Origin of the sequence: Shewanella sp. MTB7 (assembly GCF_027571385.1) — a bacterium.
Taxonomy (GTDB): domain Bacteria; phylum Pseudomonadota; class Gammaproteobacteria; order Enterobacterales; family Shewanellaceae; genus Shewanella.
In genome coordinates this window covers 2,822,716-2,835,220 of record NZ_CP085636.1, presented here as the reverse complement: position 1 = coordinate 2,835,220, position 12,505 = coordinate 2,822,716, and the positions used below count along the sequence as shown (strand labels likewise).

Here is a 12,505-nt window from a genome sequence, read left to right as displayed (position 1 = left end):
GATTACAGGCCAATTCCTTGTGATGTGAGTCACAGTAAATCAAAATAAAGTCACACTAATTTATCTGACCATTCATGAGAGTTTGGCAAGACACTAAGGTTCTCGGTTTATCTTGCAACAACGATACTAACTTCACAATAAAATCATTGGTAACCAACTAAAATTACAATACTTTTATATGAATTATTTAGTGGGTCATGGAGTGTTTATCGGAGTTCTAGATAACATGCCGTTATGCTTAACAATTAGGGATTTACATGAGAGAACAATTTGAAAGTTTCCTTGAACAAAATCAGGTCGGCTCTAAGTCTGGTGAGTACGTGGAATCAATCAATGTCATATCAAAACATTACTCACAGCAAGTTAGCATGCCCGTTGACATATATGATACAAATACGTCATCTTTTGAGAAAATATCAAAGCTATATTCTACTCGCGGTAAATTTGCTCCATTTGTAACTGAGCAATCATTACCTGTTAGAAAAGCACTTTCCATGTACCAGAAGATGCTTCATAAAATTCAAGACTCAATCCTAATGCAATCTATCGAAGATTTTGTTAAGGAATCGGATTCTACATCTGATGAACGAGCCTTATGCTGGAAGGCAGTTAGCGAATCCCTTGAACAGCAGGTTTTTGCTAATCGTTCAATACAAACACAGAATATCCAAAGTAATTTCGAATCTCTAAACTTTGCTTATGAGAAAGACTTGCAAAAGACACTTTGCAAGCAAATTCTTTATCTGTTTCCCGAGTATCAAATATATGGTGGTTTAACTATTGGTGTTGAATTCAAAATTGAGACCCGCCGAATCGACGTACTATTGGAACATAAAACCGATAATTCATTACTAGTTATCGAGTTAAAATCTGGGAAAGCAGATTTTAAGGTTTTCGGACAGTTATCAATGTATATGGGCTTAATTAAAAGAGAGTTCCCCGACAAGGTGATACAAGGTTTGATTATTGCGGGGGAAATCGATGAAAGTCTTTCTCAAGCCACAGAAACGAATAATAATGTAAAGTTAATGACTTACGAGATGAGTATCGAGTTAAAAGAAATGTAAGGAATTGTTCAATAGTGGCTCAAAACGTTTCAGTTTCGACATTACTATAAAAAACGAAATCACCGGTTTCACTTTAATTAACAATTAGTTATACAGGAAAGGAAAGTGATGGATATAATCTCACCGATTAACAACTCTTTAACTCTTTTAAAGCGATTGAAGGATATTTCAGAGAACGTTAAGGAAGCGGAGTTTAAGAACTTATTAGCAGACTTAAGCATGGAAATCGCTGACGCTAAATTAGCTGCTGCCGATTTAAAAGAGCAAATTGCAACGCTCAGAGAAGAGAATCTCGTACTAAAGAATCATAAAAACCCAGTTGAAAAACCAGAAATTAAATGTGGTTGCTACTATTTTGATGGTGATAATACTCGACTATATTGTACAGCGTGTTTTGACTCAAAAGATTCAAAAATTCTTACCACAAGCGCTTTTAATGGTTATCGAGTTTGCGGTGTTTGTAAGGCGGCAAGTAGGTAATCAGTTCATAACAAATATGGACATGACGAGTGAATCTGTCACCTTCATCCCAATAATTAAACTAAGAAAATTTGCCTTTGCTCATTAGTCGCTAATTTTCGCCAGCTATATTTTAGCTTTTGATTAACGAGTTATTTGGAAGCCGAACATGCGCATTATACAGATTATGAAACAAGAGGAATATTTTGAATGTCAGGCTTAGTACTTGAACTGCAACGAGATGCTTTAGACAATAATTTCGATATCTCCAACCTGCTTAGAAAAGCTCTCGTGGTTTCTAGAAAGTTAGGTGTCGATGATATCGAGAAATGGCTTCGGCAAGAACTCAATGGTTACACTGTTGCTGAAAATGAGCTTCCCGAATACCGACAGATTTATGGATCACTAAAAGTACAGAATCCCATGAGAGGTTTAATACCTTTCCATGTTAATGATCCTGAACTCGCTGACTACCTGTCGTCTAGGCGTATAAGTCACTCTATTTCGGAACTAGAGAGCCTTGTAAAGTCAAATGAATCAGGAACTTTGGATATGAACTTTCATTCACAAATTCGCGAAGATCTTATGCGGGGAATGGATTTACCAATGGAACCAGTGCTTCAAATTGGTATTAACCAAATCCATAAAATCTTAGATTCATTGAGAAATGAAGTTCTTAATTGGGCTTTGGAACTCGAACAAAAAGGTATTAAGGGTGAAGGCATGACCTTTTCAAATAATGAGAAGCAAGCAGCTGAAAGCGTTACTTATAAAATTACTAATAATATTGGCAGTATGCAAAACTCTCAGCTGCAACAGGTATCAGACAACTCGCAGCAGTCGCTCGAATTTACAATTAGCAACGATGACATAGCCCAATTTGTTGAGTTTTTAAAATCGTCTGTAGGTCAGTTAAATTTAAAACAGGACGATCAAGCCGAAATTGAAGCTGAAATAGCGACTATTGATAATCAGTTAGCTTCCCCTAAACCTAAGAAAGTTATACTTGCAGAGTGCTTAAAAAGTGTTCGCAACATTATAGAAGGAAGTACTGGAAGTTTGGTTGCAACTGGTTTGTTGGCTCAATTGGGCGCAATCATCAGCACGATTTCATAACAAGCAATTTATACACTGCAAACAGCGCATAGAAAGCACTACTTTTACAGTTTGAATTAGCTGATAATGGTCGCACTAAGTATTTGTTTGTGATGTATATGTTGGAACTATTAGATAGTAAAGTGACATTGGCCGTTATTAGCGCTGTATTAGGGCTTTTAAGTGCTCTTTTTGTGCAGCTTGTTGTTTCTCGTATTGCAACAGTAACAGCAAGAAATAGTCAGCGACTTGAAAAATTAGGAATGATTTCTGCGTATCGTGCTGAAATTCGTGTTTACTTACGTCAGTTGGAATCAAATTTAGCCGTTTTTGTAAAGCACACCGAGAAGCCTGAATTAATTGGCAAATCAATAGCTCAGTCGGTATTTTTTGAACCCAAAATATATGATGCGTATATTGGTCAAATAGGCCAATTGGGTCCAGTATATTCGGAACAAATCGTGCGTTTTTACGCCTCTATCTGTGCTCTAAGACAAACATTAACTTTACTTCAAAGTTATGTTGATAGCGGTAATGATGCATCAGGTCTTATAATCGCTAAAATTCAGAATCAATTGTCGAACTCAATTCAAAGAGCAAAAATCACTGAAGCTATCCTGAGTGCTTCTATGGTAAATGGCCTTCTTACTGAAAATAAACAGTTGAAGATTGTGAGCGGTGACCTATCAAGGGATTAAATACGTCGCAAATCTCATACTTGAATCCATATATGTAAATTCGCTAGGAAATTTGCATTGTGAGGCGATTTCCCCCTTAACACGAAGTTGTGTACCACCTTAAGTAGCAATAAATGTATAAAATAACAGAGTATTTATGACAGTAGAATTATCATCAGCAGTATTTTCAAGCGACATAGCTAAATTTCAAAAAAATGGCGATAAAAACAGTATTGTCGAGCTAGTAAGGCAACGTTTTCAGGAGCGTTTTTTCGAGCCTTTTAAGAGCAATGAAGCTAAACATGGCTTTAGTATGATGGCTGTTTCATGCCTTATGATCGAAGCGTTGTTATCTATGCAGCAAGGCTTAAATAAATCAACAGACGCCAAAAGGGCCGACAAATCGACCAAATCAGGAACAGAACTCTTTAGTGAGTTCTTTTCCTCATCGAAGTATTTAACGGACTTTGCAATGCTAGGCGATGAGTTCTATCCGCATATTCGAAACGGTATTTTACACCAAGCGGAGACTACTGGTGGTTGGCGGATCAGGCGTAGTGGCAATATTGTATGTAGTGAAACAAAAATTATTAATGCCACTAAGTTTATGAAAGCTTTAGAGTCTGAACTTGAACATTACTTAGTGACATTAAAAAACAAAGAACTGTCGGATCCACTTTGGGTCAACCTAATGAAAAAGATTGGATTTATTGCTGAAAATGCTGTCGCACAATAAACTACTGTGCTGTTTGATACATAATCGAGTAGCCGGAGACATCTAGCACCGCCCCTCCATGCAGCACAAATACTAAGACATTAACGAGTACGAGTTAAAGGTCAATATGATTAAATTTAAAAATGAAGTTGGCATAGCAGAAGTGTTTTCATTCCTAGCTCTAGTCATTAGTGGTTTTGCTCTGTTTGAATCATCAAAAGCAAATGATGGTTTTATTGTAGAGGGTGGAGGCCTGGTTCAAACTGCGCTTATTCATGATGATGAGAGCAATCAGTGCCAAATGTTACTCGCGTTTCCACATAACTTTCATAATTCGGGTAAAAAATCCGTATCTTTAAAACAATTAACACCATCAAAAGATCTTAATACAGTGTTTTTCACATCTTCTGGTGGGGAACATGAGTTAAACTCATTGCTATATTTTTCAAAATCCGGTGAGGAGGGAATTCCTCAAGAGTGGCATTTACAAGTGAAGTCCATGAGAGAGTTTAAACCATCATATAATCACATCTCGGATCTTATAAAACCAGGTGAAAGTTACAATTTTTATACTGTTATATCTGTCAATTTATCCGATATAATTATACAAGAAAATTCATTTGCATATTTGGCGTTTAATGCGATTTTTAGTAATGGACAAGAGTTCACACGTAATAACGCGGTTTCGTTAAATACAAATATGAAATGTAAAAGTAGCTAATCGGATAATCCTAGGTCTTTGACCCCGCATACAGCTCCACACGGTGCGCAGTTTCAATTCTGCGCACTTCTGGTTTGCGCAATTTAGTTAAAACATATCACCCATTTTCTTGCGCACATTCATAAAAATATCGTGCTCCCACGCTGATAATAACCGTAATATTTCTTTCGACACTTCATCATGGTTTTTGGTGTAATTCTTGTGGTCGATACCAATGACACTGCAGCGTTGTCGTCTGGATATCCCTTGTCTACCCGTACCACAACATGGCTTGCACACGGTTTTAGTGATTGGTTCGCTACCCTCGCCACTGCAGGTACGGCATAACGGCTGAGTGAACTCTAGAATAGAGACGTTTATTATCCCGGTAAGTGTGTCAGGTTTAATTTTGTAATGTCGTATTTTGATAAACAGCGTCACATACATGGTCAAGGCACGGACGACTTTAGGCAGTTTGTCATCTTGTCCTGCAAATCGGTACCACGCCCAATCACTTGCCTCTTGTGACAAACCAGATAACGCATGCGCTGCCGTACGCCAGTCAATCACATCTATCGCACTGCCCCGCCCTGCAGAATGATAATTAATGGCCTTTGGCGCCAGTTTAGATATCAGTCTAATTGGATGCATCACAACTCCTGGATTCGATTGCGGTCGTTACCCATTGCAACATTTGCCCATTGTTAACCTGTGCAGTCGTCGCTTCGATGACGGTCCAACCCAATAGCTGGGCCGAGTTCATTTTGACTCTGTCATCGGTAAAGCCTTTGCCTCTGTTGTGACGGCCATCGGCAAAGACGCCGCCGTGTATCTCCAGTGCAATTTTTAGATCTGGCCACGCATAATCAAAACGCCATTGTCGAACTGGATGAAACCTCACTTCTTTTTCATAAGCTGGCAGTTCAAGTAAGTGCAAAGCGACATCAAGCGCGAGCTTGGCAGCTTGTGCCTTAGCGTTGCCTTTGTTTTTACCTGTTCGTGGTTTGGCTTTAGCCAATTGACGATACTCATCCAAATGTATTGACCTCATTTGATGGTGCTCAACGCCATATCGATGTTCACGGCCAGTTCATTCACGGTTTGGGCCTCTGTTGATGAACTCTCTGGACCGTACCGCGCATAGCATTGAGTCGGCGTCGCATATCTTTTTGTTCGTCTTTGGGTAATGTTTCAAGCCAATTGCAGATCTGATGATGGTTGTAATGTCTCAATTGAGACCAGGCTTTAAACCAGCGTTGTTTATCAAGCTCGACAGCATCACGTTCTGCCCTGCTCTTCCCCGTATGCAATCTCATTGGTCAGGTGTGTTTAATTAGCGTTGAGATGATGCATTTAAATGCGAATATTTCATCTTAGCTTCAGACAAAATCTGCCTTTCAAAGTCTTGGCGTTGACGTTTTATGGCTAACTCATCAGGGCTCAATACCCTCTCGGTTACGTCTGTCTTGATTGCAAAATGAATGGGATGTACCTGAGCAAGTTTTTTCAGCTTATGAAGGGTTTTAGCTCTATTCTCCTGCATTTGTGCCGTTGATAGTTCAGGTAGCTTAGGAAAGTTCGCTTTGTGACACGCATGCGTTTTATGGCGTTTACACAAGCCAATGGTCAAAGGGATATTTGGCCACTTGTAATTGACGTCTTCGGTCATCAAGCTCTTGAGTCGTTCAATACCAGCATCGATGTTTTCACGTTCAAGTTTGCCTATCAGGCTTTTCCATTCATCTTGTGAATCTAACAATGCGTTTTGGGTTGGGAATGTTATTTCAAACATCGCGCCATAAACTCGTTTTAAGCGCTAAAAAAAATACACCGTTGCCATGGTGTCACGTAGAGTCAGATCTGCGCATGAGGGCGTCGAGATTTGCTTGTGGGCTTTCAAAGAGTGCGCTTTCATGTCGATGGTTCTGTTGATTGCTGTTTGCAAATTTTCCATGTGGCTGTCTCCTCGCGGTGATGGTGTCCCATTGTTTTCTGAGCTTTTCAGGACTTAGGATGTTGGTTGACCAAAACGGATCACGGCTTATCCAATCAAACTGCTCAGAAATTTGTTTGTGAGTCAGTCCGTCGATCTCTCGCATCAAACGGATCGTGTTTGACCATGAATTCATGTTGGGTTGTTTGACACAGGGCAAGATGATTTTGATCCTGGATAGAATCCACTCGCTGAGTTTCAAATCGTCTGCGGTGTAATCAAACTTTTTCGATTTGGGTGTGTTTTCTGGTTCGGCGCTTGTGCCGGACGAAGATCTTTTAAGATCTAGATCTTTAAGATCTTTAGTTCTGGGTGATCCTGTGTCACCCGTGGGGTGATCCTCTGTCACCCGTACGGGTGTCAAATTGTCACCCGTTGCTTCGGCTAAATCCTTCAGCTTAGAAATTGAAATCAGGAACACATTACTGCGGTTTCCTTTTGGTCCCCCTTTGCGAATCTCTTTAGACAAAATACCATCTGAAATCATCTGCTCCATATGCCTGATAACCGTTCTACGCGACATTTCGCAATGATTTGCTATCGATTCGTAGGTGGGCCAACATTCCCCATTTTCATCAGCGTTATCGGCAATCTTAAGCAGCACTAATTTCTTAGCACTGTTACCGACCTTCGCTTTCATGGCCAACACCATCAACTCCATACTCATACGAGGATCCCCGGTTCAATCAACACAGCTAATCTAGTCAAATGAACAGCAGAAATTTGCTTGAGTAATGCCTCGACATGAATATGAAACCTGTTTTTGTCACCAAATTTTCTACGAGCTTGCTCATTCATCTCGTTCTACAGCGTTAATAACTATGGGAACAGGATAAACATCAGGTCTTAGTTGGTACTCAAACACCTTCCCGCCAGTTGCCTCTACAATCTTTCGAACGTCTTGAGGCTGAATAGTACGATGTCCATTTATATAAGAACGCACTGAAGCCTCAGATTTATTTAGCAACGTTTCCATTCGCAAAATAAACACTGGTCTGTCTGGACGACACAAGCTGTCATAGTATTTTTTTAATGTCATAATCGACCTCAAGTATACATTTTGTATACCCGAATATACACCAAATAGTCTGAACGGCAAACCAAAACAATACATTTTGTCATGTTGTGGTGATATAATACAATGTGTATTATCTAAGGAGACTATATATATGGGTGTTTTGGAGTTAATTCAGGGTATGGCTAAACCAAAATGGGCAGTGAATGCCGAAGTGCTTATGAAGCATAATAGTATTCAGCAAGGTGACCTCCTTGATATCTTTGGAGTGACCACCAAAGGTGCTATTGGTCATTACTTTAATGGAAGAAGGGAACCTTCTTTAAACGGGCTTATCAAGTTATCGGAACTCTTGCATATTAGTATGTCGGACCTATTTGGTGAAGATATACCTGTGGGTGAGACCAAACAACGTGACAATGTTCAAGACATATCAGAGCAGCACTTAACTGACGCATTAAAGTTACTTGCAAGGGCTATTGAAATTTCTACTGATGATGTTGAAGTTTTTTTTAAAGTTTATGAAAAGGTAGGACCTGATAATATTTTAAAAGCTGCGCGAATTTTATCAAAGGCTGATTATCAATCTACTGACAAAATATCAGCAGTTATTGAAATTCAGGATTTTATAAAACAAGCAACAGGTTAGAAACTTTCTAGGTTGTCATGTTCCTTTAACTAGCATTCCTTAGGTGTAACTTATTAGCGGCCCTAACTCTTTTTGAGACCGCTATTAAGCGTTCATCACATAACTTTAGAGTTCGCATATACTCCACTATATTATCATTATATTCTTCTGCAGCAGCCCTATCCATCGCTATTTTAATTAGTTCGCTATAGTAATGTTCACAATTTACGCCAGTACTCACACTTTCATCATCAACTAAACATGTAATATCAGTCTTTTGAACTATTCTAAAAATAAAATACAATGCAAAGGTAAAGAAGACAACGAAGATGGAGACAGTGATTATATTAAACATTTTTCAACTTCCTTCCCTGTAATGTTGAAGAAAACATAAGATAAACAAGAGCAAATGTATTTAACAGTGGAATCCCCTCACTGTAAATAACCTTTAATAGATCACTACCAAATACTTGCCGCTCAATATATCTCACCATCTGTAAAAACATTAAAATAGCTAACAGCAAACATACTACAATACTGTCACGATTGTAATTCAACTTTTCAAATTTATGCCATCTATAAATGGTATAAATAGCTATAAAATCGATAAATGCAAAACTAAAATACCATATAAATCGGTCTAAATGAACATTCCCCGTTGCTCGATACAAAGATGGTTCAATGATATTCATTAGCAAGTTTGCGAAAACCCAAACCATGAAGCAAATAAAAAATGAATTTACGGTTCGATTTTTAAATAGCCAAAAAATAAAACAAAAAACATATCCAATAAAAATCATAAGCCCATTCTGATAAAGAGCTAAATTCCATATTCCATTATTCACAGTACACCCCACTTAGAATAGGACCGATAGAAGTATTTAATAATTAATTAGGTGGTTCATTCCCACTCCCATTCCCTTTAATCTCTGATACTAAAGGTTTATTTATGCTTGGTGGTTCATTCCCGCTTCCATTCCCCATCATATTTACCTCTAGCTCTAAAAGAGAAATAGCCTCACTGGATAAAGTAACAGAGTCTTCAGAACTCGATGGCTTGGTTGATGTTGAACTTGTGTTATCTATCTCAGGTTTAGAGCTTTCCTCTTCCACCAAACTCACAGCAACATTATGTATTCCCACGACTGTTACATTCATAAATTATTTACTCTTATTTAATCAAACTAGATCAAATCGTACCAACTTTTAAGGCTGCCTGAAACCATAAACACATTCATTATACATATTGTATTGACAAACTCAAACTGCGAACATACATTATGTATATTAAAATACAAAACGTGAGGATGAGATGATTTTAACTACAACCCCAAAAACGGAAAAAGAGAAGATAGAGTTTCGCCTATTACTTTCACTTCGCTTTGCATGCCTTATGGCGAGTAGGAATAAAGATCCATTAACCAATTGCCACAGAGTGATTCAAAGAGCTAAAGCACTTTCAAAGCATTTGTATATCAATCACCCATCACAAATGTTTGACAGCGAATACTTTGATTGCAAAGGAAAGCTTGGGGATGATTTTGGCCTCAGAGTTAGCTCGCAGAATTATCAAATCTCAATTTATGACGCTGTAAATAACACCACTAGCCAATTTCCTTTTGTAACTGGAGGTCAACATGTTGCTTAATCGCATGCAAGAACTCAGCTATTCATCAGAAAACTGCCGACTTACACAAAGCTGCTATCAAGAAGCTAAGTCAGAAGCTATCTCAGCAAAAGCCGAATGGATTTTGAAACTCTTTGATTTAGGCGAAACCGTTGAAGGACACAGCATTTATACCGTGATTGAGTCGCTGGCTGAAGATGGGGAATTGCAGCAAGTCGTTACAACCGCCTACCTAGAACATTATTCAAACAGAATGAATTCAGCTGTCGAGTCAATCATTGACACTGAGCTCAATCGCCTTGCCAACGTTATCGCACCTGATTTGCTACAGGCCCAACTAGATAATGGAGTCGACTATGACTAGCTCAATGCTCACTCTCAAACGCTTTAAACTCACTTTCAAACCCATGGCTAAGGCACCTAAAAATATCTTCGAGCTGTCATATATCGTGGATGCTAACGAACTGGCCGAGGCCGAACGCACTGCAGAAGCGTTTTTGAGAAGTGAAGATTACAACCGAAGTCATTTTAAAAAGAACATCGCTTCTTCTTTTGTTGAAGTCACTGATGAAGATGCAGACATTACCGTTACTGACACAGCGGATACCGAAACAACTGTAATAAAGGAAGAGGTTCACGTTCAACTGACTGAACAAGATGATCCCTTTGCCGGTTTTATGACTCAATGTCACTGGACAGTCGATAGCCTTAATGCCCGTTTAGAGCTATTAAAGCTAGGTGAAAAGCTCATCATCGATGACTTACCCGACACCACTTATCACGCCGTTATTGGTGTCAGCTGCAGCAAACTAAAGCTATTCATCGAATGTCCACAAAAGTACAAAGCCAAGTATATCGATGGGCTTATCCCACAAAGCGAAAAATCATACTTCGATATGGGGAAAGCAATACATACCGTTGTCCTTGAACCTTGGTTATTCGATAGCAGCTACGTTCGTCAACCAGACAGCATTAAGCGCCGTGCTGGTAACGACTGGAAAGCAGTTAAAGCAGATGCAGATGAAGCTGGGCAAATAGTACTGACTCAAGATCAATGGGACGATATGCCCATCTTACGTCAATCGCTTAAATCCAACCCTACCGCTAAAGCCCTATCAACTGGGGGTGTTGCTGAACGCAGCATCTTTAAACGCGATAAAACGGGCTTGATAATCAAATGCCGTCCCGATTATCAAATTGACGATCTGATTGTTGATCTCAAAAGTGACGCCAGTGCAGATCCACGTTTCTTTGGTGCTAAAGCCAAGAAGCTTGGTTACCACATTCAAGACGCCCTCTATACCGATGTGAGTGGTGCCAATGAATTTGTCTTTTTCGTTATTGAGTCAAGCCGACCCTTTGTTATCACTGCACCCGTTGTGTTTAACGTTAAAACAAAACGCCTCGGCTATCTCAAATATCGTAAAGCCATGCGCGAACTAGCCCAATGCATGGAATCAAACATCTGGCCTGCATACACCAACGAAGCCGTTATGGTTTCACTCAATAACTGGGAATTAGATGAACTCGAACAGCTTGAAGCTGAAAACAACATGGAGCACGCAGCATAATGGATAATCAAATAGCAATAGATCGCCCTAGCATCGCCAGCACTACCGACATGGTGTTGAACATTGAAGCTATGCAGCAGATGAGCAACTTAGCCCACCTTATGAGTGAAGGAAAAGTGACCGTCCCTAAACATCTTCAAGGATCTCCCGCCGATTGTATGGCAATCGTGATGCAAGCCGCGCAGTGGAAAATGAACCCTTACGCCGTCGCACAGAAAACCCATTTGGTTAACGGTGTCTTAGGTTACGAAGCACAATTAGTTAATGCTGTGATTTCTTCAAGCAAAGCCATAAATGGACGTTTCCACTATCAATATGGTGGCGGTTGGCAAGTTGACGGTGACAATGTAGGCGTCGTATCGAGTAATACTGCAGGCGTCAATGTTAACAAAGGCACCAAGATCACGCCAGACAGCTGGGTTCAAGTGGGGGCCATACTTGCTGGCGAAACAGAGATCCAATGGGGAGAGCCCCTATTCCCTGCCAATGTGACCACTAAGAATTCCCCTTTATGGATGACGGCCCCAAAACAACAGGCCGCATATTTAGCCGTAAAATACTGGGCTCGCCTTTACGCACCAGCCGTGATTTTGGGTGTGTACTCAAGTGATGAACTGCAAGTCTCCCCTATTAAAGAGCGTGAACTTAACCCGCAAGCAAACAGCAACGGCCATAAATCCAAGTTAGACCAAGTCCTAAGCGGTGACGTCATAGATCCAGTTGAGAAGAACAATCGTGTATTTGATGAACTGGTATTGGCAATTCTATCAGTGAGCAATCTTGATGAACTCAACGAAGTCGGCTTTGAAGTCGCAAAGAAATTTAAAGCCAGTCTCATTACCCCTGAGGAGCGCAAAAGCTTAGGTGCCGACTTTAAAAAACGTCAGCGTGAGTTTGCTCCTGTAGATACCGAAACAGGTGAAGTGGCCTGAATTCTAGCTGCCAATTGCAGCCTCTG

The 12,505-nt window shown here is 39.8% G+C and carries 19 protein-coding genes; 11 read left to right on the top strand and 8 right to left on the bottom strand.

Annotated features, from left to right (window positions below; translation table 11 throughout):
• Positions 1-257 precede the first annotated feature (257 nt).
• The 6 genes from HWQ47_RS12085 (at position 258) to HWQ47_RS12060 (ending at position 4,734) form a co-directional block, all read left to right on the top strand.
• Complete coding sequence (locus tag HWQ47_RS12085; protein ID WP_269971362.1) at positions 258-1,067, top strand: endonuclease NucS domain-containing protein; 810 nt, start codon at positions 258-260, stop codon at positions 1,065-1,067.
• A 108-nt stretch (positions 1,068-1,175) separates the two neighbouring features.
• Positions 1,176-1,547 (top strand): hypothetical protein, encoded by a 372-nt coding sequence (locus HWQ47_RS12080; protein WP_269971361.1) that lies wholly within the window; start codon positions 1,176-1,178, stop codon positions 1,545-1,547.
• A gap of 189 nt (positions 1,548-1,736) precedes the next feature.
• Positions 1,737-2,642, top strand: a complete 906-nt coding sequence (locus HWQ47_RS12075; RefSeq protein WP_269971360.1) for an AbiTii domain-containing protein — start codon at positions 1,737-1,739, stop codon at positions 2,640-2,642.
• Between the two features lie 98 nt (positions 2,643-2,740).
• Entirely contained in the window at positions 2,741-3,319 is a 579-nt protein-coding gene (locus HWQ47_RS12070; RefSeq protein ID WP_269971359.1) for a hypothetical protein, read from the top strand.
• A gap of 136 nt (positions 3,320-3,455) precedes the next feature.
• Positions 3,456-4,034: a hypothetical protein gene (locus HWQ47_RS12065; RefSeq protein ID WP_269971358.1), complete on the top strand. Its 579-nt coding sequence runs from the start codon at positions 3,456-3,458 to the stop codon at positions 4,032-4,034.
• 106 nt (positions 4,035-4,140) lie between these two features.
• Complete coding sequence (locus HWQ47_RS12060) at positions 4,141-4,734, top strand: hypothetical protein (protein ID WP_269971357.1); 594 nt, start codon at positions 4,141-4,143, stop codon at positions 4,732-4,734.
• Between the two features lie 87 nt (positions 4,735-4,821).
• Here the strand turns inward: HWQ47_RS12060 and HWQ47_RS12055 are convergent, their stop codons facing one another.
• The 6 genes from HWQ47_RS12055 to HWQ47_RS28075 form a co-directional block, all read right to left on the bottom strand.
• Positions 4,822-5,364 (bottom strand): hypothetical protein, encoded by a 543-nt coding sequence (locus HWQ47_RS12055; RefSeq protein ID WP_269971356.1) that lies wholly within the window; start codon positions 5,362-5,364, stop codon positions 4,822-4,824.
• Positions 5,351-5,764 (bottom strand): hypothetical protein, encoded by a 414-nt coding sequence (locus HWQ47_RS12050; RefSeq protein WP_269971355.1) that lies wholly within the window; start codon positions 5,762-5,764, stop codon positions 5,351-5,353. The genes HWQ47_RS12055 and HWQ47_RS12050 overlap by 14 nt, the downstream gene beginning before the upstream one ends.
• 43 nt (positions 5,765-5,807) lie before the next feature.
• Positions 5,808-6,029 (bottom strand): hypothetical protein, encoded by a 222-nt coding sequence (locus tag HWQ47_RS12045; protein ID WP_269971354.1) that lies wholly within the window; start codon positions 6,027-6,029, stop codon positions 5,808-5,810.
• 17 nt (positions 6,030-6,046) lie between these two features.
• Positions 6,047-6,505, bottom strand: coding sequence for a hypothetical protein (locus HWQ47_RS12040; RefSeq protein WP_269971353.1), 459 nt, complete (start codon positions 6,503-6,505; stop codon positions 6,047-6,049).
• A gap of 52 nt (positions 6,506-6,557) precedes the next feature.
• Positions 6,558-7,373 carry a helix-turn-helix domain-containing protein gene (locus HWQ47_RS12035; protein ID WP_269971352.1) on the bottom strand — a complete coding sequence of 272 codons (816 nt, stop codon included), beginning with the start codon at positions 7,371-7,373 and terminating at the stop codon, positions 6,558-6,560.
• A gap of 123 nt (positions 7,374-7,496) precedes the next feature.
• On the bottom strand, positions 7,497-7,682 hold the full coding sequence (locus HWQ47_RS28075; RefSeq protein ID WP_443020113.1) for a YdaS family helix-turn-helix protein: 186 nt from the start codon (positions 7,680-7,682) through the stop codon (positions 7,497-7,499).
• Between the two features lie 193 nt (positions 7,683-7,875).
• On the opposite strand from HWQ47_RS28075, the gene HWQ47_RS12030 reads away from it, so the two are divergent.
• On the top strand, positions 7,876-8,370 hold the full coding sequence (locus HWQ47_RS12030) for a helix-turn-helix domain-containing protein (protein ID WP_269971351.1): 495 nt from the start codon (positions 7,876-7,878) through the stop codon (positions 8,368-8,370).
• A gap of 326 nt (positions 8,371-8,696) precedes the next feature.
• Here HWQ47_RS12030 and HWQ47_RS12025 read toward each other — a convergent pair whose 3' ends face one another.
• On the bottom strand, positions 8,697-9,194 hold the full coding sequence (locus HWQ47_RS12025; RefSeq protein ID WP_269971350.1) for a hypothetical protein: 498 nt from the start codon (positions 9,192-9,194) through the stop codon (positions 8,697-8,699).
• 43 nt (positions 9,195-9,237) lie between these two features.
• On the bottom strand, positions 9,238-9,507 hold the full coding sequence (locus HWQ47_RS12020; RefSeq protein ID WP_269971349.1) for a hypothetical protein: 270 nt from the start codon (positions 9,505-9,507) through the stop codon (positions 9,238-9,240).
• A gap of 154 nt (positions 9,508-9,661) precedes the next feature.
• Between HWQ47_RS12020 and HWQ47_RS12015 the strand changes: the two genes are divergently transcribed.
• The 4 genes from HWQ47_RS12015 to HWQ47_RS12000 are packed head-to-tail and all read left to right on the top strand — an operon-like array spanning position 9,662 to position 12,479.
• Positions 9,662-9,997 carry a hypothetical protein gene (locus tag HWQ47_RS12015; protein WP_269971348.1) on the top strand — a complete coding sequence of 112 codons (336 nt, stop codon included), beginning with the start codon at positions 9,662-9,664 and terminating at the stop codon, positions 9,995-9,997.
• Positions 9,987-10,340, top strand: a complete 354-nt coding sequence (locus HWQ47_RS12010; protein WP_269971347.1) for a hypothetical protein — start codon at positions 9,987-9,989, stop codon at positions 10,338-10,340. The genes HWQ47_RS12015 and HWQ47_RS12010 overlap by 11 nt, the downstream gene beginning before the upstream one ends.
• Entirely contained in the window at positions 10,333-11,547 is a 1,215-nt protein-coding gene (locus tag HWQ47_RS12005) for a PD-(D/E)XK nuclease-like domain-containing protein (protein ID WP_269971346.1), read from the top strand. The genes HWQ47_RS12010 and HWQ47_RS12005 overlap by 8 nt, the downstream gene beginning before the upstream one ends.
• Positions 11,547-12,479, top strand: a complete 933-nt coding sequence (locus HWQ47_RS12000; protein WP_269971345.1) for a RecT family recombinase — start codon at positions 11,547-11,549, stop codon at positions 12,477-12,479. Before HWQ47_RS12005 ends, HWQ47_RS12000 begins: the two co-directional genes overlap by 1 nt.
• Positions 12,480-12,505 lie beyond the last annotated feature (26 nt).

Coding starts and splice junctions, on each gene's coding strand:
- HWQ47_RS12000 (WP_269971345.1), top strand. CDS start 11,547: ATGGATAATCAAATAGCAATAGATCGCCCTAGCATCGCCAGCACTACC.
- HWQ47_RS12020 (WP_269971349.1), bottom strand. CDS start 9,507: ATGAATGTAACAGTCGTGGGAATACATAATGTTGCTGTGAGTTTGGTG.
- HWQ47_RS12040 (WP_269971353.1), bottom strand. CDS start 6,505: ATGTTTGAAATAACATTCCCAACCCAAAACGCATTGTTAGATTCACAA.
- HWQ47_RS12010 (WP_269971347.1), top strand. CDS start 9,987: ATGTTGCTTAATCGCATGCAAGAACTCAGCTATTCATCAGAAAACTGC.
- HWQ47_RS12050 (WP_269971355.1), bottom strand. CDS start 5,764: ATGAGGTCAATACATTTGGATGAGTATCGTCAATTGGCTAAAGCCAAA.
- HWQ47_RS12055 (WP_269971356.1), bottom strand. CDS start 5,364: ATGCATCCAATTAGACTGATATCTAAACTGGCGCCAAAGGCCATTAAT.
- HWQ47_RS12030 (WP_269971351.1), top strand. CDS start 7,876: ATGGGTGTTTTGGAGTTAATTCAGGGTATGGCTAAACCAAAATGGGCA.
- HWQ47_RS12080 (WP_269971361.1), top strand. CDS start 1,176: ATGGATATAATCTCACCGATTAACAACTCTTTAACTCTTTTAAAGCGA.
- HWQ47_RS12075 (WP_269971360.1), top strand. CDS start 1,737: ATGTCAGGCTTAGTACTTGAACTGCAACGAGATGCTTTAGACAATAAT.
- HWQ47_RS12065 (WP_269971358.1), top strand. CDS start 3,456: ATGACAGTAGAATTATCATCAGCAGTATTTTCAAGCGACATAGCTAAA.
- HWQ47_RS12005 (WP_269971346.1), top strand. CDS start 10,333: ATGACTAGCTCAATGCTCACTCTCAAACGCTTTAAACTCACTTTCAAA.
- HWQ47_RS12085 (WP_269971362.1), top strand. CDS start 258: ATGAGAGAACAATTTGAAAGTTTCCTTGAACAAAATCAGGTCGGCTCT.
- HWQ47_RS12045 (WP_269971354.1), bottom strand. CDS start 6,029: ATGAGATTGCATACGGGGAAGAGCAGGGCAGAACGTGATGCTGTCGAG.
- HWQ47_RS28075 (WP_443020113.1), bottom strand. CDS start 7,682: ATGGAAACGTTGCTAAATAAATCTGAGGCTTCAGTGCGTTCTTATATA.
- HWQ47_RS12070 (WP_269971359.1), top strand. CDS start 2,741: ATGTTGGAACTATTAGATAGTAAAGTGACATTGGCCGTTATTAGCGCT.
- HWQ47_RS12035 (WP_269971352.1), bottom strand. CDS start 7,373: ATGAGTATGGAGTTGATGGTGTTGGCCATGAAAGCGAAGGTCGGTAAC.
- HWQ47_RS12015 (WP_269971348.1), top strand. CDS start 9,662: ATGATTTTAACTACAACCCCAAAAACGGAAAAAGAGAAGATAGAGTTT.
- HWQ47_RS12060 (WP_269971357.1), top strand. CDS start 4,141: ATGATTAAATTTAAAAATGAAGTTGGCATAGCAGAAGTGTTTTCATTC.